At 71.9% G+C, this 23,676-nt stretch carries 22 protein-coding genes; 14 read left to right on the forward strand and 8 right to left on the reverse strand.

Going from position 1 to position 23,676, the window contains the following annotated elements:
* Positions 1-132: 132 nt before the first annotated feature.
* The 5 genes from ACYVNR_RS08905 to ACYVNR_RS08925 form a co-directional block, all read right to left on the reverse strand.
* Positions 133-702, reverse strand: coding sequence for an ABC transporter substrate-binding protein (locus ACYVNR_RS08905; RefSeq protein ID WP_461047794.1), 570 nt, complete (start codon positions 700-702; stop codon positions 133-135).
* Positions 703-917: 215 nt separating this feature from the next.
* Positions 918-1,223 (reverse strand): phosphatase RsbU N-terminal domain-containing protein, encoded by a 306-nt coding sequence (locus tag ACYVNR_RS08910; protein ID WP_461047795.1) that lies wholly within the window; start codon positions 1,221-1,223, stop codon positions 918-920.
* A complete protein-coding gene (locus ACYVNR_RS08915; protein WP_461047796.1) occupies positions 1,220-1,636 on the reverse strand; it encodes an STAS domain-containing protein in 417 nt (138 codons plus the stop codon). Before ACYVNR_RS08915 ends, ACYVNR_RS08910 begins: the two co-directional genes overlap by 4 nt.
* Positions 1,633-2,595: an STAS domain-containing protein gene (locus ACYVNR_RS08920; protein ID WP_461047797.1), complete on the reverse strand. Its 963-nt coding sequence runs from the start codon at positions 2,593-2,595 to the stop codon at positions 1,633-1,635. The genes ACYVNR_RS08915 and ACYVNR_RS08920 overlap by 4 nt, the downstream gene beginning before the upstream one ends.
* Complete coding sequence (locus ACYVNR_RS08925) at positions 2,588-3,676, reverse strand: sigma-70 family RNA polymerase sigma factor (protein WP_082080867.1); 1,089 nt, start codon at positions 3,674-3,676, stop codon at positions 2,588-2,590. Before ACYVNR_RS08925 ends, ACYVNR_RS08920 begins: the two co-directional genes overlap by 8 nt.
* 228 nt (positions 3,677-3,904) lie before the next feature.
* Here ACYVNR_RS08925 and rbfA point away from each other — a divergent pair, with 228 nt between their 5' ends.
* The 5 genes from rbfA (at position 3,905) to ACYVNR_RS08950 (ending at position 9,502) form a co-directional block, all read left to right on the forward strand.
* The gene (rbfA, locus tag ACYVNR_RS08930; protein WP_458800660.1) at positions 3,905-4,384 is read left to right on the forward strand and encodes a 30S ribosome-binding factor RbfA; all 480 of its coding nucleotides are present in this window, start codon (positions 3,905-3,907) and stop codon (positions 4,382-4,384) included.
* Positions 4,381-5,331, forward strand: coding sequence for a tRNA pseudouridine(55) synthase TruB (gene truB, locus ACYVNR_RS08935; protein ID WP_045190550.1), 951 nt, complete (start codon positions 4,381-4,383; stop codon positions 5,329-5,331). Before rbfA ends, truB begins: the two co-directional genes overlap by 4 nt.
* Positions 5,332-5,375: 44 nt before the next feature.
* Positions 5,376-6,347, forward strand: a complete 972-nt coding sequence (locus tag ACYVNR_RS08940; protein WP_045190596.1) for a bifunctional riboflavin kinase/FAD synthetase — start codon at positions 5,376-5,378, stop codon at positions 6,345-6,347.
* A complete protein-coding gene (rodA, locus tag ACYVNR_RS08945; protein WP_461047798.1) occupies positions 6,311-7,495 on the forward strand; it encodes a rod shape-determining protein RodA in 1,185 nt (394 codons plus the stop codon). Before ACYVNR_RS08940 ends, rodA begins: the two co-directional genes overlap by 37 nt.
* Before the next feature lie 147 nt (positions 7,496-7,642).
* Positions 7,643-9,502 carry an AMP-dependent synthetase/ligase gene (locus ACYVNR_RS08950; protein WP_461047799.1) on the forward strand — a complete coding sequence of 620 codons (1,860 nt, stop codon included), beginning with the start codon at positions 7,643-7,645 and terminating at the stop codon, positions 9,500-9,502.
* A 57-nt stretch (positions 9,503-9,559) separates the two neighbouring features.
* On the opposite strand, the gene ACYVNR_RS08955 is transcribed toward ACYVNR_RS08950, so the two are convergent.
* On the reverse strand, positions 9,560-10,693 hold the full coding sequence (locus tag ACYVNR_RS08955; RefSeq protein WP_461047800.1) for an MBL fold metallo-hydrolase: 1,134 nt from the start codon (positions 10,691-10,693) through the stop codon (positions 9,560-9,562).
* 129 nt (positions 10,694-10,822) lie between these two features.
* Between ACYVNR_RS08955 and ACYVNR_RS08960 the strand changes: the two genes are divergently transcribed.
* Positions 10,823-12,814, forward strand: coding sequence for a TIGR03960 family B12-binding radical SAM protein (locus ACYVNR_RS08960; protein ID WP_461047801.1), 1,992 nt, complete (start codon positions 10,823-10,825; stop codon positions 12,812-12,814).
* Positions 12,815-13,133: 319 nt separating this feature from the next.
* Here the strand turns inward: ACYVNR_RS08960 and ACYVNR_RS08965 are convergent, their stop codons facing one another.
* A complete protein-coding gene (locus tag ACYVNR_RS08965; RefSeq protein ID WP_045190547.1) occupies positions 13,134-13,667 on the reverse strand; it encodes an NUDIX hydrolase family protein in 534 nt (177 codons plus the stop codon).
* Between the two features lie 147 nt (positions 13,668-13,814).
* On the opposite strand from ACYVNR_RS08965, the gene ACYVNR_RS08970 reads away from it, so the two are divergent.
* Positions 13,815-14,456 (forward strand): head GIN domain-containing protein, encoded by a 642-nt coding sequence (locus ACYVNR_RS08970; RefSeq protein WP_461047802.1) that lies wholly within the window; start codon positions 13,815-13,817, stop codon positions 14,454-14,456.
* A gap of 60 nt (positions 14,457-14,516) precedes the next feature.
* Here the strand turns inward: ACYVNR_RS08970 and ACYVNR_RS08975 are convergent, their stop codons facing one another.
* Positions 14,517-15,518 (reverse strand): M28 family metallopeptidase, encoded by a 1,002-nt coding sequence (locus ACYVNR_RS08975; protein WP_461047803.1) that lies wholly within the window; start codon positions 15,516-15,518, stop codon positions 14,517-14,519.
* A gap of 368 nt (positions 15,519-15,886) precedes the next feature.
* Here ACYVNR_RS08975 and ileS point away from each other — a divergent pair, with 368 nt between their 5' ends.
* From ileS to mreB, 7 genes are all read left to right on the forward strand, one after another.
* A complete protein-coding gene (gene ileS / locus ACYVNR_RS08980; protein ID WP_461047804.1) occupies positions 15,887-19,180 on the forward strand; it encodes an isoleucine--tRNA ligase in 3,294 nt (1,097 codons plus the stop codon).
* 2 nt (positions 19,181-19,182) lie between these two features.
* A complete protein-coding gene (locus tag ACYVNR_RS08985) occupies positions 19,183-19,779 on the forward strand; it encodes a GNAT family N-acetyltransferase (RefSeq protein WP_461047805.1) in 597 nt (198 codons plus the stop codon).
* Entirely contained in the window at positions 19,776-21,167 is a 1,392-nt protein-coding gene (locus ACYVNR_RS08990) for a bifunctional folylpolyglutamate synthase/dihydrofolate synthase (protein WP_461047806.1), read from the forward strand. The genes ACYVNR_RS08985 and ACYVNR_RS08990 overlap by 4 nt, the downstream gene beginning before the upstream one ends.
* A gap of 18 nt (positions 21,168-21,185) precedes the next feature.
* A complete protein-coding gene (locus tag ACYVNR_RS08995; RefSeq protein ID WP_045190541.1) occupies positions 21,186-21,629 on the forward strand; it encodes a hypothetical protein in 444 nt (147 codons plus the stop codon).
* A gap of 54 nt (positions 21,630-21,683) precedes the next feature.
* Positions 21,684-22,124 (forward strand): DUF4233 domain-containing protein, encoded by a 441-nt coding sequence (locus tag ACYVNR_RS09000; protein ID WP_045190539.1) that lies wholly within the window; start codon positions 21,684-21,686, stop codon positions 22,122-22,124.
* The gene (gene ndk, locus ACYVNR_RS09005) at positions 22,121-22,543 is read left to right on the forward strand and encodes a nucleoside-diphosphate kinase (protein WP_461047807.1); all 423 of its coding nucleotides are present in this window, start codon (positions 22,121-22,123) and stop codon (positions 22,541-22,543) included. Before ACYVNR_RS09000 ends, ndk begins: the two co-directional genes overlap by 4 nt.
* Before the next feature lie 106 nt (positions 22,544-22,649).
* Positions 22,650-23,675, forward strand: a complete 1,026-nt coding sequence (gene mreB, locus ACYVNR_RS09010; RefSeq protein ID WP_045190535.1) for a rod shape-determining protein — start codon at positions 22,650-22,652, stop codon at positions 23,673-23,675.
* The last annotated feature ends 1 nt before the right edge of the window (position 23,676 follow it).

Genomic DNA, 23,676 nt, shown 5'->3' on the forward strand with positions numbered 1-23,676 from the left:
GCACGGGCACGGCGCCGACTCCCTGGGGGAGTCGGCGCCGTTCGCCTGTCCGGGTGAGAGCACCGCCCGGAGAGGCCGTCCCGGCAGCGGGGCGAGGGGGACTGCCCACCACCGAGGGGCGGGGGGCGCGGCTCAGAGGCCGAGCAGGCGGTTCAGCAGGGCCGCGAGGCCGTTGATGCCGGTGCCGTCGAGCAGGCCGGCCACGGCGCACAGGAGGTTGCCGAGCAGGTTGCCCGGGCCCTGCTGAGCCGTGATGTTGAGGTGGATGGCGTTGAGGTCGACCACCAACCCCAGCACGTCGAGGTGCAGCGGCCCGAGGTCGAGCGTCAGGATCTTGCAACTGCCGGAGGCTGTTGCGTTCTGGACTGCCGTCGTCGTGGGCTGGTTGACGATGTTGGTCACCGCGCCGGTGAGCGTGTTGGTGAACGTGCCGTTGAGCAGCCCAGTCAGGGCGAGCTGACCGTTCTGGTTGGTGAATCCGGTCGGGGTCAACGAACCCACGAAGTTCCCTACGGGTACGCCCGCGACGGTGGCGACCTGATTGATGTCCACTGGCGCCATGGTGGCCCGCGGAGTCGCCGCAGCGGCGGCGGCAGGGGCGGGGGAGGGGGCGGCCGATGCGGCTGCCGCTGGCACGAGGCCGAGGGCGGCGGTCGTGGCGAGGGTGGCGCCGGCGGCGCACAGCTTCGTCCTGAGGTTCATGGGAGAACAGCTCCTTCATCGGGGTGAGGGGCGGCCTCGTGGGCCGTCGGTCACCCCTGAAGAGGCTCGTCGGCTGCTGGCATGACGTGGGTCACCTTCCGCAGACTGCGCCCTCCCCGCTCGGCCCGGGGCAGGGCCGAGCGGGGAAGCGGCCCCTCGCGGCGCGGCATACGCCCTGCTCGTCGCGTCATGCACCGCGACCCAAGGCGTCCGGCTCACGGGCCGAGCACGCCTCGGTGCGTCATGTCGTAGGCCGCCAGGACCTCGAGGAGCAGCTCGGTGGCCCCCTCGAGGATGCCCAGCACCTCGTCGGACGGCGCCCCGCGCAGCACCTCGACGAGGACCTGGTGGTGCATCCGGCACACCTCGAGCAGGCTGACCTCCGCTGCGACCGCGCGCCGACCGAGGTCGTATGCCGCGGAGCGCGCACCCTCGTCGTGGTGCGGCAGGAACCGCAGCAGCATGGTGCGGTAGTCCTGCGTGAGGTCTCCCAGCGTCGTGCGAGGCGAGGAGCCGTTCACGGCGACCATCCGGCGGCGCCCCCGGGAGGACCGCCCGACTCGGCCGTCTCGAGGAGGGCAAGTCCCTCCTCGAGGTCCAGCGCAGTGGTCACGTGGTCGCCGCCTGCAGCAGGCCGCATACCGAGGCGCACCATCGCGAAGGCGACCTCGGGCTGGATGCCCACCACCACGGTGCGCGCGCCGCGCAGGCGCGCCATCTCGGCGATGCGTCGGAGGGTGTGCGCGGCGAAGGAGTCGATGACGTCGAGGGCAGCCACGTCGATGATGACGCCTCGGGAGCGGTGCGTGCCGATCTGCGCCACGAGGTCGTGCTCGAATCGGACCAGCTCGGAGTCGTCGAGGGCAGTGTGGATCGACGCGATCAGGGTGGATCCCTGTCGCATGATCGACACCAGCGCCGGTCCGCCGTTCACGAGCTGCTGCTGACCTCCTTCCGGGTCACGGTGTAGCCGAGGAGCCGCTCGGCCTCCTCGAGGCCGCCCTGCAGGTCGCCGATGGTGTTCATCTTGCTCAGGTCGACGCCGATGGTCACCAGGGTCTGCGCGATCTTGGGGGACAGCCCTGTGATGATGACGCTCGCGCCCATGAGACGTGACGCGTCGACGGTCTGGACGAGGTGGTTCGCCACGGTCTCGTCGACGTCCGGCGAGCCGGTGATGTCGATGACGACGACCTTGGCGCGGTGCCTGCGGATGCCCGTGAGCAGCTGCTCGGTCAGCTGCCGGGCCCGCTCGCTGTCGAGCACGCCGATGATCGGCAGGATCAGCAGGCGCTCACGCACCGGGAGCACGGGGGTCGACAGCTCGCGGATCGCGTCCTGCTGCTGGCGGATGACGCGCTCACGCTCGTCGACGAAGCTGACGGCCACCGTGTTGGCGATCCGGTTCGCCGCCGGCTCGTAGGCGTCGAGCACCTCGTTGAGCAGTCCGAAGTCGCGCTGGTACTTCTCGAAGAGCGACCGGGCGAGCACGTCGCGCAGCAGCAGCACGATGCCGACGACCTCGTGGGTCTCGACGCCGCGGGGGATGATCCGCTCCGAGAGGTCGCGGGCGTAGTGCTGCAGCGCCTCGACGCTGCCGGTCTCGAGCACCTCGACGTAGTTGTCGTAGACCGAGGTCGTCTCGGCCGCCATCTCCTTGGGCGTCATCGCGGTGAGCAGGTGCGCCTCCTGGATGCGTTCGGCCCACTCCTCGCGCAGGCGCGTCCGGTTCTCGCGCAGGTGGGCGATGAGCTGCGAGAGCAGATGCTCCCCGTTGCCGCCCGCAGCCACACCGTCGTGCGCGGCAGCCATCGGGTCGTCACGCAGCCCGTTGGGTGGTGCCTCGTCGGTCGGTGCGCCTTGCCGCCCGGCGCCGGGCTTCTCGTCAGCCATGGTCTTTCCTCTCCCACTTGGTCATGGTCACTGTCGTCCCGTGGCCGGGCTCGCTCGCCACCGCGAACTCGTCCATCAAACGTCGCACGCCGGGCAGCCCCAGCCCGAGGCCGCCGTAGGTGCTGAAGCCGTCGGCCATGGCGGCGTCGACGTCGTCGATCCCCGGCCCGGCATCGCGCGCGACGACCTGGAGGCCGCGCCGGGGCGAGTCGAGCAGCTCGACGACGACCTCGCCCGAGCCGGCGAAGCGCACGATGTTGCGGCACACCTCCGACACGGCTGTCGCGATCACCGTGAGCTCCGTCGGGCCGAACGCCAGCGACGAGGCGAGGCTGCGGACGGCTGTGCGGGCCGCCACGATGTCGGGGTCGGCGGTGATGGGGATGCGCAGGGTGCCGTCGCGGTGCTGGCCGCGCTCGAGCAGGGGCTCGCTGAGCTGGGCGCAGGTCTCGCACTCGAGCAGGTGCTGCGCAGCCCCCACCTCCCGCTGGCGGCGCTGGTCGGCGCTGCTGAGGGCGATGAGCACGGGGCGGCACCGGTCGGTGGGTGGCTCGACCTGTCGGGCGGCGAGGAGATACTCGACCCGGAGCCGCGCACGAGTCCGGTTCAGCTGTGCCGCAACGGCGCCCGCCGTGCTTCCGGCCTGCTCCGCCAGGGTCCGGGTGTCGGTGCCGCCGACCTCGTGGGCGAGCAGGGTGAGGCGCTCGCGCTCCGTCAGCCGGGCGAGCGCCTGCGCCATGGCGCCCTGCTCCTCGTCGAGGACCAGACGCGCCTCGGGCGACTCCGGCTCGGAGAGGTCGACGACCCGGTGCTGGTTGCGCCGCTTGCGGTCCTCGTCGCGCCACATCGAGGCGACGACGTTGCGCGCCGTCACGATCGCGTACGGCTCGAGCATCCCGGGCTCGATCGTCGCCGAGGCCGCGAGCACGCGGGTCAGGGTCTCCTGCACGAGGTCCTCGGCCGCAGGGTGTCCACCGACCCGCCCGCCGACGACGCGACGGACGATCGGGATCAGGTCCGCGACGGCCTGGGCCGGAAGGTCTGCCGGACGGTCGTCGGGGCCGGAGTCGACACCGCCCACGGCCCCTTCGTACCCATTCGCGACGTCTGCCGCCCGTGCGCCCGACGTGGACCTGACCGATCGGGTACGACCACCCGGCAGGACTCGGCAGGCAGGCGCCCGACGGCATACGCACACGGCCCGCACGCGGATGGGAATGCACGACGACCACGACCCGCTACTAGGGTGAACACACGTCGGCCGGCCAGGGCCGGTCCGACCGCACGACACACGAAAGCAGAGGTAGCCATGGCTGACCCCGCCCGCGCCCGCAAGATCGCCGACCGGATCAAGGTCATCGTCGCCGAGTACCTCGAGTTCCGGCTCAAGGACGAACGCCTCGGCTTCGTCACCATCACCGACGCCCGCGTCACCGGCGACCTCCAGCAGGCCTCGGTCTTCTACACCGTGTTCGGCAGCAACGAGGATCGCCAGGCCACCGCGGAGGTGCTGGAGGCCAACAAGGGCCGCATCCGCTCCGCCGTCGGCAAGGGCATCGGGATCCGCCTCACGCCGTCGATCGAGTTCATCGCCGACGCGCTCCCCGAGGGGGCCGCGCACCTCGAGGACCTCGTGGCCCAGACCCGTGCCCGCGACGCCGAGCTCGCCCGCGCCGCGGCGAACGCCAAGCCCGCCGGCGACCCCGACCCGTATCGCAAGCCCGCAGAGCGCACCGACGACGACGACCTCGCCGTCGGTGGGGTGGACGCCGACGTCGACGCGCGATGACCGACGCCTCTGGTGGCCTGCTCGTCGTCGACAAGCCGGCCGGGTGGACCAGCCATGACGTCGTGGCGCGCGCCCGGCGGCTCTGCGGCACCCGTCGCGTCGGCCATGCCGGCACGCTCGACCCGATGGCGACCGGAGTGCTCGTGCTGGGCGTCGACCGCGGGACCAAGCTGCTGACGTTCCTCGTCGGCTGCGACAAGTCGTATGCGGCCACGATCCGCCTGGGCATCTCGACCCTCACCGACGACGCCGAGGGGGAGGCCACCCAGGCCCTCGGCGTCGACGACGTGCCGGCGCTCGAGGCCGCCCTCCCGGCGGCCGTCGCGGCCCTGACCGGCGACATCGAGCAGGTGCCGAGCGCGGTCAGCGCCATCAAGGTCAAGGGCGTCCGCAGCTACACCCGCGTGAGGCAGGGCGACTCCGTCGAGCTGCCTCCTCGGCCCGTCACGGTGAGCCGGTTCGACGTGCTCGCCGTCCGGCCGGGCACGGCGACCGTCGAGGTCGGCCCCCCGATCGACGTCGTCGACGTCGACGTCGAGGTGGACGTCTCGTCCGGCACGTACGTGCGCGCGCTCGCCCGTGACCTCGGCGCGGCGCTGGGCGTGGGCGGACACCTGACGGCGCTGAGGCGCACCCGCGTCGGCCGGTTCGGGCTCGACGAGGCCGTCTCCCTCGACGACCTGACGGCCACGGCCGAGGCGCAGGGACCGGCCGGCATACGGCTGCTCCCCATCGCGGACGCGGCGCGGGCGCAGCTCCCGGTCCACGAGGTGTCGGCGGCCGACGCCGTGCGGCTCAGCCACGGGCAGCGCATCCCCAGCGGACCGGGCGGCGCAGAGGCGGTCGCCGCGATCGACCCGGAGGGCCGGCTCGTCGCGGTGCTCGACGAGACGCGCGCGACCGCACGCGCCAAGGTGGTCTTCGTCTCGTCCGGCGCCGCCGTCTGACCGGCGTGCGCGAGCCCGGGAACCCGGCCACTACAGTGGTCGCCGTGCAGCGCTGGTACGGACCCGACGACATCCCGAGCGACCTCGGGCCCACCGTCGTCACCCTCGGCAACTTCGACGGGGTGCACCGCGGACACCGCGAGGTGCTGACGCGGGTCGTGCGCGAGGCCGCCGAGCGCGGCGCCCTCCCGGTCGCCGTCACCTTCGAGCCGCACCCCATCGCCGTGCTCTACCCCGACCGTGCCCCCGCGGCTGTCATGTCGCTCGAGCAGCGGCTCGACGCCCTCGAGTCGGTCGGCATCGGGGCGGCGCTCGTCATCGAGTTCACCGCGGAGTTCGCGCAGCAGACCCCAGAGGAGTTCGTGCGCTCGACCTTCGTCGAGGCGCTGGGAGCGCGGGCGGTCGTCGTCGGCAAGGACACCCGCTTCGGCGTGCGCAACTCCGGCGACGTCGACACCCTGCGCGAGCTCGGTGCCGCCGACGGGTTCGACGTCATCGCGCTCGACGACATCGGCGAGGGAGTTGCCGAGGGGGCGCGCTGGAGCTCGACGCAGCTGCGGGCCGAGATCCTCGCCGGCAACGTCGCCCACGCGGCGCAGATCCTCGGGCGGCCGCACCGCGTCACCGGCACCGTCGTCCACGGCGACCACCGCGGGCGTGAGCTCGGCTACCCCACGGCCAACCTGTCGCAGGACCACGAGGGCCTGGTGCCCGCCGACGGCGTCTACGCCGGGTGGCTGCTGCGCCTCGACCTCGACCCGTCCGATCCCGACCGGTCCCTGCCCGCCGCGGTGTCGGTGGGCACCAACCCCACGTTCGACGGCCACCAGCGCCGGGTGGAGGCGTACGTCCTCGACCGCACCGACCTCGACCTCTACGGCGAGCGGGTCGCCGTCGAGTTCGTCGACCACCTGCGTCCGACGCTGCGGTTCGAGTCCATCGACTCGCTCGTCGAGCAGATGGCCCAGGACGTGGCACGGTGTCGCGAGATCCTCTCGGCGATCGTCCCGTCCTAGCGGTCGGCGCAGGCGCGGGTCGCCGGGTCACCGCGGGGACCCGACGGTCCTGGCTGCGGGTCGACCTCGGCCTGTTCATCGGCGCTGCCGGACTCTCCGCCGTCGGCGTCGTCCTGGTCTGGTCGGCCACGCGGGCCGACAGCGGCGCCGCCGCAGCCCTCAAGCAGCTCGTCGCCCTCCTCGGCGGGATGGCGTGCGCGGCGGTGGTGACCCGCCTCGACGTGCGCGCCGTGCGAGCGCTCGCGCCGGTCGCCTACGGGTTGGCCGTCCTCGGCCTCGTGGCCGTCGTGTCACCGCTGGGCTCCACCGTCAACGGGTCTCGCTCGTGGATCCGGCTGCCGGGCGGGATGACCCTGCAGCCCTCCGAGCTGATGAAGGTGGCGCTCGCCGTCGGGCTCGCGATGCTGCTCGCCGAGCGCGCCGACCGAGGTATGCCCCAGCGCCACCGGGACATCGCCCTCGCCTGGCTGGTGGCCGGCATCCCCGTCGTGCTCGTGCTGGCCCAGCCCGACCTCGGCTCGGCACTCGTGCTGGTCGCGATGGCGGTGGTCATCATCGCGGCGGCAGGTGCGCCCGCCCTGTGGACCCTGGCTGTGCTCGCCGCCGGAGCCTCCGCCGTGACCGCGGCGTTCCTCACCCCGGTCCTCTCCGGATACCAGCGCAACCGGCTGCGGGCCTTCCTCGACCCGTCGCTCGACCCACAGGGCATCGGCTACCAGACCCGCCAGGTGCGCATCGCGATCGGCTCCGGAGGGCTCGGCGGCCAAGGGCTCTTCGAGGGCCGGCAGACCCAGGGTGGCTTCATCCCCTTCCAGGAGACCGACTTCGTCTTCTCGGTCGCGGGGGAGGAGCTGGGCTTCCTCGGCGCAGCAGGGCTCGTGCTGCTCATCGGCTTCATCGTCGTGCGGTGCGTGCTCGTGGCGCGGCGGGCCGACGCCTTCGGCCGGCTCGTCGCCATCGGGGTGGGTGTCTGGTTCGGCGTCCAGGCCTTCGAGAACATCGGGATGAACCTCGGCGTCATGCCCGTCACCGGCCTGCCGCTGCCGTTCGTCTCGAGCGGCGGCTCGTCGCTCATCGCCTCGTGGGTCGCGCTCGGCCTCGTCGGCAACGTCGCCGCGACCTCCCACGTGCGCTCGCACCTGCGCTGACGCGTGCGGGGAAGTTACCCGCCGGTCACGGTGCGGTGTCGAAGCGCCCTCAATGCGTGACTGCCGCGTCGATTGTTGACATCATCCCGGCAAGGCGGGTGCCCGCAGACGCCGATGACTGGCGCCCGTAGTGACGAAGGAGTCCACATGCCCCTCCAGGCACTCGCCGACCGTGACGTCGACCAGGCCGTGCTCGACGACCGCGCCCCCAGCGTGGGCGCGCTGTTCCGCAACCGCGTCCGGGCCACCCCCGACGCGCCGGCCTACCTCCACTTCGCCGAGGGGTCGAGCGCGCTGACCACGCTCACGTGGGCGCAGACCCACGAGGTCGTCGAGCAGTGGGCGGCCGGCCTGATCAGCCTGGGCGTCGAGACAGAAGACCGCGTCGCCATCGCCTCCACCACGCGCCTCGAGTGGATCCTCGCCGACCTGGCCGTCATCTGCGCGGGCGGTGCCACCACGACCGTCTACCCGACGACCATCGCCGAGGACGTCGCGTACATCCTCGGCGACTCGGGCAGCGGCATCGTCTTCGCCGAGAACGACGAGCAGGTCGCCAAGCTCCAGCACGTGCGTTCCGAGATCCCCGGCGTGCGCCAGGTCATCGCGCTGACCGGCAGCGCCAGCGACGACGGCTGGGTCATCACCACCGACGAGCTGGCCCGCCGCGGTCGCGAGTGGCTCGCCGCGACGCCCGACCTCGTCGACTCCCGCATCGACCAGCTCGGCCCCGAGAACCTCGCCGTCGTCATCTACACCTCCGGCACCACCGGGCGGCCGAAGGGCGTGCGCCTCGTGCACGACAGCGTCGTCTACGAGGGCGCCGTCATCGACGCCATCGGCACCCTCACCAAGGACGACCTCCAGTTCCTCTGGCTCCCGCTGTCACACGTCTTCGGCAAGATGCTCGTCGCGACGGGCCTGCAGATCGGCTTCCCCACCGCCGTCGACGGCCGGGTGGAGAAGATCGTCGACAACATGGCCGTCATCAAGCCGACGTTCATGGCCGGTCCGCCACGCATCTTCGAGAAGGCCCACGGCCGTGTCGAGCTGATGTTCGCCGGCGAGAAGGGCATCAAGAAGAAGCTCATCGACTGGGCGCTCAAGGTCGGCGGCGAGATGCGCGACGTGCTCGCCCGCGGCGAGCAGCCGAGCCCCGGCCTCAAGCGCCGCCACGACCTCGCGACCAAGCTCGTCCTGCACAAGGTCCAGGAGCGGTTCGGCGGCCGCGTGCGCTTCATGATCAGCGGCTCCGCGCCCCTCAACGCCGACGTGGCTCGCTGGTTCGGTGCCGTCGGCCTGCTCGTCCAGGAGGGCTACGGCCTCACCGAGACGTCGTCCGGCACGACCGTCAACCAGCCCGCGCACGGCTCGTACCAGTACGGCTCGGTCGGCTGGCCCCTGCCCGGCACCGAGGTGCGCATCGCCGAGGAGGACGGCGAGATCCTCGTCAAGGGGCCCGGCGTCATGCGCGGCTACCACAACAACCCCGAGGCGACGGCCGAGGTGCTCAGCGACGACGGCTGGTTCCACACCGGCGACATCGGCCGCATCGACGACCGCGGCTTCCTCTATGTCACCGACCGCAAGAAGGACGTCTTCAAGACCTCGGGCGGCAAGTACATCGCCCCCGCGGAGATCGAGGCCCGCTTCAAGGGCCTGTGCCCCTTCGTCAGCCAGTTCCTCGTGCACGGCGCCGGCCACAACTACGCGACGGCGCTCGTCACCCTCGATCCCGACGCCGTGGTCGCATGGGCGCCGACCGCGGGCCTCGAGGGCAAGTCGTATGCCGAGGTCGTCCTCTCGCCGCAGGCGCGGGCGCTCGTGCAGGGCTACGTCGACAAGCTCAACGACGGCCTCAACCGCTGGGAGACGATCAAGAAGTTCACCATCCTCGACAAGGACCTCACGATCGAGGAGGGCGACCTCACGCCCAGCATGAAGCTGCGCCGCAAGGCCGTGACCGAGAAGCACAAGGCCGAGCTCGACGCGATGTACGCGGACTGAGTCGTCTGGCTCGCTCCGCTCGCCTGGGTTCGTGTGCCGCGCGCCGAACCCTGCTCGTCACGGTCGCGCCGGAAGGTCGAGGACGATCCCGGCGTCGGCGTGCTCCGGGTCGGGGTAGGCGGCGCGGTGCCCGTGCCGCTCGGTGAGTCGGGCGTCACCCCACCGTTCGGTGCGCGGGGTGCGGTAGTTGAACCACAGCGTGGGCCCGGCCGGTGCGTCGAGCACGACGCGCGCCAGCGCCGCGTCGTCGGGATGGTGGAAGACGTCGCCGTTCGTCGAGACGAGGTAGTGGCTCGCCGGGGCCGCCGCGACGAGCTCCCCGACGACGTTGCCCCGGCTGGCGTGGTGCGGCAGCTTGAGGGCATCCACGGAGAGGGCCTGGGCTCCCCGCGCCCGGGCGAGGCCGCGCAGCGCGGCCGCCAGGACGCTGCCGTACGCGTCCGCCCCGAGCACCACGCTGGCTCCGCGGTGCTCGACGAGCAGGGCGATGCTGCTGCCGTTGGGCACCGACGAGTCCCGGGGCGACCGCTCGTCGGCGAGGTGCCGCAGGTCGTCGAGCGGGCCGAGCACGTCGAGCTCCGCGCCGCGGTCTCGCTCCCGGCCGTGCAGCGCCTCACGCAGGCTCGCCTCCCAGGTGTCTGCGAGCCGTTCCAGGCGCTGCGTCGTCGGTGAGAGCACCGTGATCGCAGGCCCTTCGGGCACCGCCACCTCCACGAAGCCGCCGGAGTCGCCGGTCTCCACCGGTCCGCCGCCGAAGGCGGTGTTCCACGGCAGCGTGCGCCCGTCAGAGGCGGCCGCCGTGCCCGAGACGAGGGGGTCCTCGGGGGCTCCGAGCAGGGCGGCGACGAGGCTCTCACCCTGCGCCACGCTCCGTGAACGGCCGGATGGCCCCTCCGCCAGATGCGTACGGCCGTTGAACCAGAAGTCGCCGACGTCGTCGGCGAGGTCGCTCGCGAGGAAGGGGAGCATCCCGCCGATGTGGTCGCTGTCGATGTGGGTGACCACGGCGACGTCGATGTGCCGGTCCTCCGGGGCGAGACGGCGCAGCCGGGCCTCGAGCAGCGGCCACGTGTCGGGAGGGCCGCCGTCGACGAGCATCCGCCACGTCGTGCCGTCGGCGCGGGGGCACTCGACGAGCAGGCAGTCGCCCAGCCGCGCGGGCAGCACCTCCACGTGGATCGCCGTCGGCACGCTCGCCATCCTTCCGTCGCACCTGCTGCCCAGACTAGGACCGGCGTTCGTGCCTGTCCGGTGCTTGCGAGCGGCGTCCCGCACATCTGCGTTTTCGCGTGCGGGCGGGCGCGCACTTACCATTGACGAATGCCCGGAGAGTCCCTGTTCAACGCCCTCGAGCCCCTGCTGGAGCGGGTCAACAAGCCCATCCAGTACGTCGGTGGCGAGCTCAACTCCACGGTCAAGGACTGGCACGTCGGCGGCCACGGCCCGGCCGGCGAGGAGCTGACGACGCGTTGGGCGCTGATGTACCCCGACGCGTACGAGGTCGGCGTGCCCAACCAGGGCGTCATGATCCTCTACGAGGTCCTCAACGAGCGCGACGACGCCCTCGCCGAGCGCACGTATGCCGTGTGGCCCGACATGGAGGCGCAGCTGCGCGACGCCGGCCTGCCGCAGTTCACCGTCGACGGCCACCGCTCGGTGCGCGACTTCGACCTCTTCGGCCTCAGCTTCTCCACCGAGCTCGGCTACACGAACATGCTCACGGCGCTCGACCTCGCCGGCATCCCGCTGCACTCGGTCGACCGCACCGTCGACGACCCGATCGTCATCGCCGGCGGGCACGCGGCCTTCAACCCCGAGCCGATCGCGTCGTTCATCGACGCCGCCATCGTCGGAGACGGCGAGCAGGCGGTGCTCACGGTCACCGACATCGTGGGCGAGTGGAAGGCCCAGGGCCGCCCCGGCGGACGCCGCGAGGTGCTGCTGCGCCTGGCCCGCACCGGTGGCGTCTACGTGCCGGCGTTCTACGACGTCAGCTACCTGCCCGACGGCCGCATCCAGCGCGTCGCGCCCTCGGCCGACGCCCCCGGCGTGCCGTGGCGCGTCGCGAAGCACACCGTGATGGACCTCGACGCGTGGCCCTACCCGAAGCAGCCGCTCGTGCCGCTCGCCGAGTCGGTGCACGAGCGCATGTCGGTGGAGATCTTCCGCGGCTGCACTCGCGGGTGCCGCTTCTGCCAGGCCGGCATGATCACCCGCCCGGTGCGCGAGCGCTCCATCACCGGCATCGGCGAGATGGTCGAGCGCGGCCTCGCCGCGACCGGCTTCGAGGAGGTGGGCCTGCTCTCGCTGAGCTCGGCCGACCACTCGGAGATCGCGGACATCACCAAGGGCCTCGCCGACCGCTACGAGGGCACCCAGACCGGCCTGTCGCTGCCGTCGACCCGCGTCGACGCCTTCAACATCGACCTCGCCAACGAGCTGACCCGCAACGGGCGCCGCTCGGGCCTGACCTTCGCGCCCGAGGGTGGCTCCGAGCGCATCCGCAAGGTGATCAACAAGATGGTGTCCGAGGAGGACCTCATCAACACCGTCGCCGCGGCCTACGGCGCGGGCTGGCGGCAGGTCAAGCTCTACTTCATGTGTGGCCTGCCCACCGAGACCGACGAGGACGTGCTCCAGATCGCCGAGCTCGCCAAGCGTGTCATCGAGACGGGCCGACAGGTCTCGGGCCGCCGCGACATCCGCTGCACCGTCTCGATCGGCGGGTTCGTGCCCAAGCCGCACACGCCCTTCCAGTGGGCCTCGCAGCTCGGGGTCGAGGAGACCGACGCACGGCTGCTGAAGCTGCGCGAGGCGATCCGCTCCGACAAGCGCTACGGCTCCTCGATCGGGTTCCGCTACCACGACGGCCAGCCCGGCATCGTCGAGGGACTCCTCTCGCGCGGTGACCGTCGTGTCGGCACGGTCATCGAGGCCGTGTGGCGCGACGGCGGCCGCTTCGACGGCTGGAGCGAGCACTTCTCCTACGACCGCTGGATGCGGTGCGCCGGCGAGGCGCTCGCCGACGAGCCCGTCGACCTCGCCTGGTACACGACGCGAGAGCGCGGCGAGTCCGAGGTGCTGCCCTGGGACCACCTCGACTCCGGCCTCGACAAGGACTGGCTCTGGGAGGACTGGCAGGACGCCCTCGACGAGACCGAGGTCGACGACTGCCGGTGGACCCCGTGCTTCGACTGCGGCGTGTGCCCCCAGATGGGTACCGAGATCGAGATCGGCCCCACCGGCAAGACGCTGCTGCCCCTCACGGTCCTCGGCTCGGGACGCCAGGAGCTGCTCGAGCACCAGCACTGACCGCTCGAGGCGACGCCGGGGAACGCCGGGCCGTATGCCGCGTGACAGGGGAGGATGACCAGCGCGGCATACGGCGACTCGGGCCCCGGCGACACCCATCTCTGACGGTACGGACGCCCGGGCGGGTGCACATCAGATCGCCGAAAGGCGTCCGTTATGCCGCCCAAGTCCGGTGGCGTGAAGCTGCTGGAGCCGTGGCTGCCGTTGCCGCTCACCATCACGGGCTGGAGCCCGGCGGAGGCCGTCCCTGATGCGCGGCAGGTCCTTGGTGAAGTCACGAGGTGACCTGCCTTCGAGGCCGTTCGCGACGTGCCGAGGGTCAGACGGGGAAGCCGACGTGGGCCAGGGCCTGGCGCACCAGCACTCCGTGCGAGCCGGGCATCTCGCCGGAGGCCGCGAGCGAGGCGGCCTCGGCCGGCGTGACCCAGGAGAGGTCGAGGGCGTCCTGCTGAGGGCGGCAGTCGCCCATCACCGCGACGACGAACGCGAGCGACACGGCGTGCTGGCGGGGGTCGTGGAACGGGGTCACGCCCGGCGTCGGGAAGAACTCTGCGACGGTGAACGGCTGGGGCGACAGCGGGACGCGGGGGAGGGCGACCGGACCGAGGTCGTTCTCGATGTGGCGCATCAGCGCGTCGCGCACCCGCTCGTGGTAGAGCACACGCCCGCCGACGACCTCGTGGCCGATGCCGCCGCCGTCGTCGGCCCGGAGCAGCAGCCCGACGTGGGTGACGACCCCACGCTCGTCGACGCGCACCGGGATGGCGTGGACGTAGAGGATCGGCAGGCGGTCACGGGCGTTGTCGAGGTCCTCGCGGCTCAGCCACGCCCCCGTCGTCTCGACTTCGGTCATGACCTCATCCTGCCAAACACCGGCCTCCGGCTCCGAGACGTCCGCGGCCCGGTCGGTCGGGGTGTCGGGTCGGGTGTCGCGAACCGCCGGTGGCGGCGGCGACCCGGTGCCATCCTTGGAGCTGGGGCGCGCCGATCGGAGACGATGATGCGGCAACGAGTGCTGGTGACGGTGGCGGCGATCATGGCGTGCGCAGGCTGCTCGGTCACGGTGGGGTCGGGCCCGGTGCGCACGGAGACCCGGCAGGTCTCCGGTTTCTCCGTCGTGCGCCTCTCCGGGCAGGGTGACGTGCGCATCGTGCGCGGCTCGACCGAGTCGCTCGAGATCAGCGCCCAGGAGAACCTGCTGCCGCAGCTGACGAGCGAGGTCTCCGGCGGCACCCTGACGCTGGGGACCAGGGACGGCACGACGATCACGACGACCGAGCCCATCACGTATGCCGTCGGCGTGAGGGACCTCCAGGGACTGGAGCTCTCGGGGTCGGGCACGATGACGGCCGCCGGCCTGAGCGGCCCTGCCCTGCGCGTCGAGATCAGCGGGTCGGGGGAGGTCAGGGTCGACGGGACCGTCGACCGGCAGGACGTCGAGGTCTCCGGGTCCGGCAGCTACACCGCCGCGTCGCTGGCCTCGAAGGAAGCGACCGTCAGGATCTCGGGCAGCGGCGCGGCAGACCTGGCCGTGAGCTCCTTGCTGGACGTCGACGTCTCCGGCAGCGGCTCGGTCACCTACTCGGGCGACGCGAAGGTGACGCAGTCGGTCTCGGGGTCCGGCTCGGTCAGCCGGCGCTGAGCGTCGCGGCCACTCGGCAGGACACGCCCGGTCACGACGGTGCCGGCTCTCGCGGCCTCGTCAGCGCAGCGACCGCAGCCACGCCCAGACGACGGCGCCCGAACGGGCCAGCTGCCCCCGGTCCACGACGGACGGCACGTCACGCGCCGAGTGGTACGCGGCGTACGCCACGCTGCCGAGACGGGCGGCCGGGATGCCCACCGCCTCGAACGACACGTGGTCGCTGGCGCGGTTCGTGCACCCCCTCGTCGGCACCGGTGTGGGCCAGGCCGACGCGGCGGAGCGGACGGCGTGGGCGAGGGCCGGCGTGCCCCGGCCGCCGGAGCAGACGGGCACGGCCGCGGCACGGACGCCGACGCGGTCGAGCGCCAGCATGCCCCGCACCGCCTTGCGCTCGGCCGCGTCGAGCGCCGCGACGAAGTGTCGCGAGCCGAACGCGTACCTCGTGCCGTTGCCGCCGCGGGCCTCCTCGGCGCCGAACGCGACGAACCGGACGGGCACCGACCCGGGCTGCTCGTGCAGCATCCGGGCCACCTCGGTGAGCACCATGAGGCCCGACGCGTTGTCCTCGGCGCCCGGCGCCTGCGGCACGGTGTCGAGGTGGGCGCCCACGACCACGTGCGGCGCGCGCGGGTCGAACCCGGGCGGCTCCGCGACGACGTTGACGGTCGTGCCGGCGGGGACGCGTACGCCCCAGGAGATGCCGGCCGGCACGGTGAACGGCTGCAGCGTGACCCGGTAGCCGGCCGAGCGCAGTCGCGCTGCGACGTAGGCCGCGGCACGGTCGCTGGCCGGGCTCGCGGCGTCGCGCGGCCCGATCGCGGCCAGGTCGCGGATGCCGCCCAGCACCCGATCGACGTCGAACGGTCGTCCGCGCGGGGTGGCGACGGGAGGGTTGGTTCTCGACGTCGGGTCTGCCGTGGGGGCCGGGACCGGCTCCACGGAGGTGGTCGGCGTGGTGGGCGGCGGAGTCTGCGGGCGCGTCGGGGGCTGGGCCGTGCAGGCGGCGAGGGAGAAGGTGAGGGTCGCGACGACGACCGGGGACGCCCTGCGGATGGCCATCGCCCACGCTAACCCGCCGGCGCGGTGGATCCCCGGCACCGGGCGCCGGGGATCCACCGCACTCCCACCCGACGGTCACCTGTGCGGTCCGGGTCGTCGTGCGCGCGGGCGCGGCGCCGGCGGCAGGCTAGACTGGCGCGCACAGGCGTTCGAGCCGTCATCAGCGGCGAGCCTCCGGAAGAACAGAGCGCGAGCTCCCACTAGACCCGGACGGGTGGGCCCGTCACAGCCTTCGACAAGAGCGGTCGTATGCCGTTCGCCGGGCTCGGCGGGCGACGTGCGGCAAGCGGGGTGGTACCGCGGCAGCCCTCGGCAGTCGTCCTCGTGCAGGTGACGAGTGACCGACGCGACCGCAGGAGACCACGAGCATGACCTACCCCAAGGTCACCACGAACGACGACGCAGCCGACCCGTCGAACCGGGCCGGCGTCCCGTCCAACCCCCGCTTCCCCGAGATCGAGGAGCGGGTCCTCACGTACTGGGACGAGGACGGCACGTTCATCGCGTCGGTCGAGAACCGCGACGCCGGCACCGACGGCGACAACGAGTTCGTCTTCTACGACGGCCCGCCCTTCGCCAACGGCCTGCCCCACTACGGACACCTGCTCACCGGCTACGTCAAGGACATCGTCCCGCGCTACCAGACGATGCGCGGCAAGCGCGTCGAGCGCCGCTTCGGCTGGGACACCCACGGCCTCCCGGCAGAGCTCGAGGCCCAGCGCCAGCTCGGCCTCAAGACGAAGCAGGACATCGTCGAGCTCGGCATCGACACCTTCAACGACGCGTGCCGCAGCTCGGTGCTCAAGTACACGGGGGAGTGGCGCGACTACGTCACCCGCCAGGCCCGGTGGGTCGACTTCGACAACGACTACAAGACCCTCGAGCCCGACTACATGGAGTCGGTCATCTGGGCCTTCAAACAGCTGCACGAGAAGGGCCTGGTCTACGAGGGCTTCCGCGTGCTGCCCTACTGCTGGAACGACCAGACGCCGCTGTCGAACCACGAGCTGCGCATGGACGACGACGTCTACAAGATGCGCCAGGACCCCGCCGTCACGATCGGCCTGCGGCTCGAGACCGGCGAGCTGGCCCTCGTCTGGACGACGACGCCGTGGACCCTGCCGGCCAACCTCGGCATCATGGTCGGCCCCGACATCGACTACGTCGTCGTGGAGTCCGACGCGACGGGCACGACGGAGCGCTACGTGATCGGCGCGGCCCGGCTCGCGGCATACGCCAAGGACCTCTTCGGGGCGGACGTCGACGCGGCGTCGCTCGACGAGCGGATCGTCCAGCGGCTCAAGGGTTCCGACCTCGTCGGGCGGGCGTTCACGCCCCCGTTCTCGTACTACCGGGGCCACGAGCGCGCCCACTTCGTCTTCCCGGCCGACTTCGTCACCACCGAGGACGGCACCGGGCTGGTGCACACCGCCGGCGCCTTCGGTGAGGAGGACAAGATCGTCACCGACGCGGCCGGCATCGAGCCCGTCGTGCCCGTCGGCCCCGACGGCCGCTTCACGTGGCCCGTCACCGACTACGAGGGCATGCACGTCTTCGACGCCAACCCGCACATCATCGACCACCTCAAGGCGGCCACCCGCGGCGAGGGCGAGACCGGGTCGGTGACCGCCGGCACGGTGCTGCTGCGACGCGAGACCTACGACCACAGCTACCCGCACTGCTGGCGCTGCCGCGAGCCCCTCATCTACATGGCCGTGTCGTCGTGGTTCGTCGAGGTCACGAAGATCAAGGACCGCATGCTCGAGCTCAACCAGCAGATCGAGTGGACGCCAGGTCACATCAAGGACGGCCAGTTCGGCAAGTGGCTCGCCAACGCGCGCGACTGGTCCATCTCGCGAAACCGCTTCTGGGGCAGCCCGATCCCGGTCTGGAAGTCCGACAACCCCGAGTTCCCGCGCATCGACGTCTACGGCTCGTTCGCCGAGCTCGAGCGCGACTTCGGCGTGGAGGTCAAGGACCTGCACCGGCCGTTCATCGACTCCCTGACGCGCCCCAACCCCGACGACCCGTCGGGCCGGTCGACGATGCGGCGCGTCGAGGACGTCCTCGACGTGTGGTTCGACTCCGGGTCGATGAGCTTCGCCCAGGTGCACTACCCCTTCGAGAACGCCGACTGGTTCGAGCACCACTTCCCAGGCGACTTCATCGTCGAGTACATCGGGCAGACGCGCGGCTGGTTCTACACCCTGCACATCCTCGCGACGGCCCTCTTCGACCGCCCGGCCTTCGAGACGTGCGTCAGCCACGGCATCGTGCTCGGCTCCGACGGGCAGAAGATGAGCAAGTCGCTGCGCAACTACCCCGACGTGCGCGAGGTCTTCGACCGCGACGGCGCCGACGCCATGCGCTGGTTCCTCATGAGCAGCCCCATCCTGCGCGGCGGCAACCTCGTCGTCACCGAGCAGGGCATCCGCGACGGCGTGCGCCAGGTGATGATCCCGCTCTGGAACGCCTGGTCGTTCTTCGCGCTGTACGCCAACACCGCCCGCGGCGGAGAGGGCTACGAGGCCAAGCACTCCACGGCGTCCACCGACGTGCTCGACCGCTACCTGCTGGCGAAGCTTGGCGAGTTCGTCGGTGACATGACCGAGCAGCTCGACGCGTACGAGATCGCGGCCGCGTGCGACACGATGCGCGGCTTCCTCGACGTGCTCACCAACTGGTACATCCGTCGCTCGCGCGACCGCTTCTGGGGCGGGGAGACCGACGAGTCGCTGGCCGCGTTCGACACGCTCTGGACCGCGCTCGAGACCGTCACACGCGCTACGGCGCCGCTGCTGCCGCTCGTCACCGAGGAGATCTGGCGCGGCCTCACGGGCGGCCGGTCCGTCCACCTCGCCGACTACCCGAAGGCCGCAGACCTGCCGCACGACCACGACCTCGTCGTCGGCATGGACCGCGCCCGCGAGGTCTGCTCGGTCGCGTCCAGCCTGCGCAAGGCCCGGGCGCTGCGAGCCCGGCTGCCCCTCGCCGAGCTCACCGTCGTCACGGCCGACCCGGCGGCGCTCGAGCCGTTCCGCGGGATCATCCAGGACGAGCTCAACGTCAAGGCCGTTACCCTCGTCGACGTGGCGACGGCCAGCGAGTCCGACTTCGGGGTGAGCCAGCGCCTCACCGTCAACGCCCGGGCCGCCGGCCCGCGCCTCGGCAAGGACGTGCAGCTCGCCATCAAGGGCAGCAAGAGCGGTGACTGGTCGGTCGACGCCGACGGGTCCGTGACGTCAGGTGGCCTGGCGCTCGTCGAGGGGGAGTACGCCCTCGAGACCGTCGTGGCCGGCGACGCTGCCGAGAACGGGGCCACCGCGATGCTCCCGTCGGGCGGCTTCGTCGTGCTCGACACCCGGGTCTCGCCGGCACTCGCGACCGAGGGGCTCGCCAGAGACCTCGTGCGCGCCGTGCAGCAGGCACGCCGCGACACCGGTCTGCACGTGAGCGACCGGATCAGCCTCACCATCCAGGGCGGCGCCGAGGTCTTCGAGGCGACGGTGACCCATCGCGACCTCATCGTGGGCGAGACGCTCGCCGCGCAGTTCGCCGCGGCAGGCCCCGACCACGTCCTTCCCGACGGGCTCCCCGGCACCCCGACCGAGGTGGTCGTGGGCGACAACCACGCTGCGACGATCCTGGTGGCCAAGCGATGATCGTGAACCGCGAGGACGAGCTGGAGGGCACGGACATGGGAGTGACGCCCGAGCAGGACCACCGCGAAGGGCAGCCCGACGCCAACGGGGTGGTGGTGCGCGGCGCCGTCGGCGACGACCTCGCCGGTGTGCTGTCGGTCGGTCACCGCACCTGGCTCGCGACCTACGAGCCGATCGCAGGCCCGGAGTACGTCGCGATGGGACTGGCGAAGTGGTGGACGAGCGACGTCGTCACCGACTCCATCCGCAAGGGCCGCACGATCGTGGCCACCCAGGGCGACGACGTCGTCGGCGTGGCGACCTACGGCCCCCAGGACGACGCCTTCGTGCTCTGGAAGCTGTACGTCCTGCCCGGCCACCACGGCCACGGCATCGGCACGCGCCTGCTGGAAGCCGTCGTCCGGCGCGCGCTCGAGAACGACCAGCGGCGGATCACGCTGTCCTACCTCGAGGGCAACCGGCAGGCGGCCCGCTTCTACGCCCGGCACGGCTTCGTCGAGACGCACCGGGAGACGCCGGGCTCGGGCCTCCCCGAGAGTGTCTGGATGGTGCGCGACCTCGACGGCGCCCGCCCCGACTCGGACGGAGCACGGGCATGAGCGGCCGTCCCGACGCGTCGGCCGTCGAGGCCGCTCGCAACCTCGAGGAGATGAAGCGGATGCGCGAGATCGAGGAGGAGATCCTCGCCCGCGCCCCCGAGAACGACATCGGTCCCTCCCTCGAGCGCATCAACGCGGTCATGGGGCTCGCCGGCGACTCCCAGCGCACCTACCCGTCGATCCACCTCACGGGCACCAACGGCAAGACCTCCACGAGCCGCATGATCGACGGCATATTGCGCGAGAGCGGCCTGTCCACCGGGCGGTTCACGTCGCCGCACCTGCACGACATCCGTGAGCGGATCACGTTGTCGGGCAAGCCGATCCCGCGTGAGAAGTTCATCGCGGCGTACGAGGAGGTCGCGCCGCTGGTGGACATCGTCGACGCCCGCTCCCTGGAAGAGGGCGGACGCCGGATGAACTTCTTCGAGGTGCTCGTCGCGGTCGCCTACGCGGCCTTCGCCGACGCGCCCGTCGACGTCGCGATCATCGAGGTCGGACTGGGCGGCTCGTGGGACGCGACGAACGTCATCGACGCCCAGGTCGCGGTGGTCACGCCCGTCGACCTGGACCACACCCACCTGCTCGGAGACGACGTCGTCGCCATCGCCGAGGAGAAGAGCGGCATCATCAAGGCGGACTCCGTCACCGTCTCGGGTGTGCAGGACGAGGACGTCGCGCGCGTCCTCCTCGACCGGGTGCAAGAGGTCGGCGGCGCCCGCATCGTCTTCGAGGGCAACGACTTCGGCGTGCTCGCGCGTGAGGTCGCCATCGGGGGCCAGCAGGTCTCGCTGCGTGGCCTCGCGGGGGAGTACCCCGACCTGTTCCTGCCGCTGTACGGCGCCCACCAGGCGAGCAACCTCGCCACGGCCGTGGCGGCCGTCGAGTCGTTCATCGGCGGAGGGGAGCAGCGCATCGAGCACGACGTGCTGCTCGCCGCCTGCGCGGCCATGACCTCGCCCGGGCGCCTCGAGATCGTGCGCCGTTCGCCCACGGTCCTCGTCGACGCGGCGCACAACCCCCACGGTGCCCGCTCACTCGTCGCGGCGCTGGACGAGTCGTTCACGTTCACCCGGCTCGTGGGCCTGGTCGGGATCGTCGCCGACAAGGACGCGGTCGGCATGCTCGAGGTGCTCGAGCCCGTCCTCGACCACGTCGTGGTGACCCGCAGCTCCTCGCCGCGCGCGCTCTCACCGAGGAAGCTCGGCGAGCTCGCCGTCGAGCTCTTCGGCGAGTCCCGGGTGACAGTGGTCAGCGACCTGCCCGACGCACTCGAGCAGGCCGTCACCCTCGCGGAGGCCGACGGGATGGGCGGGGGCGTCATCGCGACGGGCTCGGTCATCACCGCCGGCGAGGTGCGCATGCTGCTCGGCCTCACCGACGTGTGACCTCGTAGGCTGGGGGGCGTGAGCCCCGCAAAGGTCTTCCTGGTCCTCGCCGTCGTGGTCGTCCTCGTCGTGCTGTGGGGGCGCGTCGTCGGCCGCAAGGACCCCGACCGCGAGCTCGTCGGCCTCACCGACGCCGTGCGGGGCAAGGTCAGCCGCGAGATCAGCGCAGGGCACAAGATCAACGCGATCAAGATCTACCGCGAGGCGACCGGCGCCCCGCTCGCCGACGCGAAACGGGCCGTCGACACCTGGTTCGTGCCGGGGCAGGGGCCCGGGGTGCGCGACGCCGCAGCGTCCTTCACCGAGGGCCGCCTCACCGACGAGGGCCGCGCCCGCATCAGCGAGCTGATCCTCGCGGGGCGTCGCGAGGACGCCATGGCCCTCTACGCCGATGCGACGGGCGCGAGCAGCTCCGAGGCGCAGGCGATCATCCGCAGCTGGGACACCAGCCAGGACTACTGAGCCCTGGGCTCACCCACCGACCACCAGCTCCGACAGCCCGAGGCAGCCCACCGCATGCGATCCATCCCGTTGCACGGCCAGACCGGCAAGTTCACCTTCCGCATGCTCGCGACGGTGCTCGGAGGGCAGTCCATCTGCATCCTCCTGGGTGCCCTGGTCGCGCGCGGCGTGAGCGCGGCGGACGGCGGCGGCGGGCGCAGCACGGCATACCTCCTCGTGGGCTTCGGGCTCGGCGCGCTGTGCGTGGTGGCCGCCGGGATGATGCGTCGCCCGTGGGGCCTGACACTCGGGTGGGTCGTGCAGGCCCTCACCCTCGTGAGCGCGGTCATCGTGCCGATGATGCTCGTCGTCGGGCTCTTCTTCCTCGCCCTGTGGGTCACGTGCCTCGTCAAGGGGGCGCAGATCGACGCCGAGATGGCTCGTCGCGAGGCGGCCGCCGGTGTCGGAGAAGGGCCGTCGGGCGCCGAGGGCGCGGCCGATAGGGTGGACGGGTGACCATCGAACGCTCCCTCGTCCTCGTCAAGCCCGACGGTTTCCAGCGCGGCCTCACCGGGGAGGTGCTGCGCCGCATCGAGGCGAAGGGCTACTCCCTCGCCGCCCTCTCGATCCTCACCCCGACGCGCGAGCAGCTCGCGGCCCACTACGCCGAGCACGAGGGCAAGCCCTTCTACGACCCCCTCGTCGAGTTCATGAGCTCGGGCCCGGTCACCGCCGTCGTCATCGAGGGCCAGGACTGCGTCAAGGGCTTCCGCAGCCTCGCCGGCGCCACCAACCCCACCGAGGCCCTGCCCGGCACGATCCGCGGCGACCTCGGCCGCGACTGGGGCACCAAGGTGCAGCAGAACATCGTCCACGGTTCGGACTCCGTCGAGTCGTCCGCCCGCGAGATCGCGATCTGGTTCCCCGAGCTCTGACGGGAACAGGTGCCACAGGCGTCACAGGCACCACTCGAGTCACCCATCCGGCGACACACCCCGGATGCCCTCGGGGACGGCGCGGCGTCGCGACACAATCCCGGCCATGAGCACCTGGCCCGCCTTCGGTCGCGACCTCGCGATCGACCTCGGCACGGCCAACACGCTCATCCACGTGCGCGGACGCGGCGTCGTCGTCGAGGAGCCGTCGGTCGTCGCCGTCGAGGTGAGCAGCGGGCGCCTCGTCGCCGCGGGCAGCCGCGCCAAGGAGATGCTCGGCCGCGCGCCGGGCACCATCCGTGCCGTGCGGCCGCTGCGTGACGGCGTCGTCTCCGACGCCGACGAGACCGAGCGCATGCTGCGCTGGTTCATCGACCAGGTGCGCACCTCCCGGCTCGTGCGGCCTCGCATGGTGCTCTGCGTCCCCAGCGAGGTCACCGGCGTCGAGCGCAGGGCGCTCGAGGACGCCGCGACCCGCTGCGGCGCCCGTCGCGTCTACATGGTCGAGGAGCCGATGGCGGCCGCCATCGGCGCCGGACTGCCCGTCTACGACACGGCGGCGAGCATGGTCGTCGACATCGGCGGCGGCACCACCGACGTCGCCGTCATCAGCCTCGGCGGCATCGTCACGTCCAGCTCGTTGCGCATCGCCGGCGACGAGATCGACGAGGCCCTCGTCAGCCACGTCAAGAGCGAGTACTCCCTCCTGCTCGGCGAGCGTAGTGCCGAGGACATCAAGGTGGCCGTCGGGTCGGTGTTCCCGCTGCGCGAGGAGCTGACGACGCGCCTGCGCGGACGCGACCTCGTGACCGGGCTGCCCAAGACGGTGCAGGTCGGCTCGGTCGAGGTGCGGCGCGCCATCGAGGGGCCGGTCCTGCAGATCATCGAGCTGGTGCGCGCGACGCTCGACGTGTGCCCGCCGGAGCTCTCCGGCGACATCCTCGACCGCGGCATCACGCTCACGGGCGGGGGAGCACTGCTGCGCGGGCTCGACGAGCGCATGCGCCACGAGCTCGGTGTCCCCGTCCGCGTCGCCGAGGACCCGCTTCGTGCGGTCGCGCGCGGGGCCGGACGCTGCGTCGACGAGTTCTCCAGCCTCGAACGCGTGCTCGTCGGCGACCACCGCCTCTAGC

The organism is Terrabacter koreensis, from assembly GCF_054783315.1.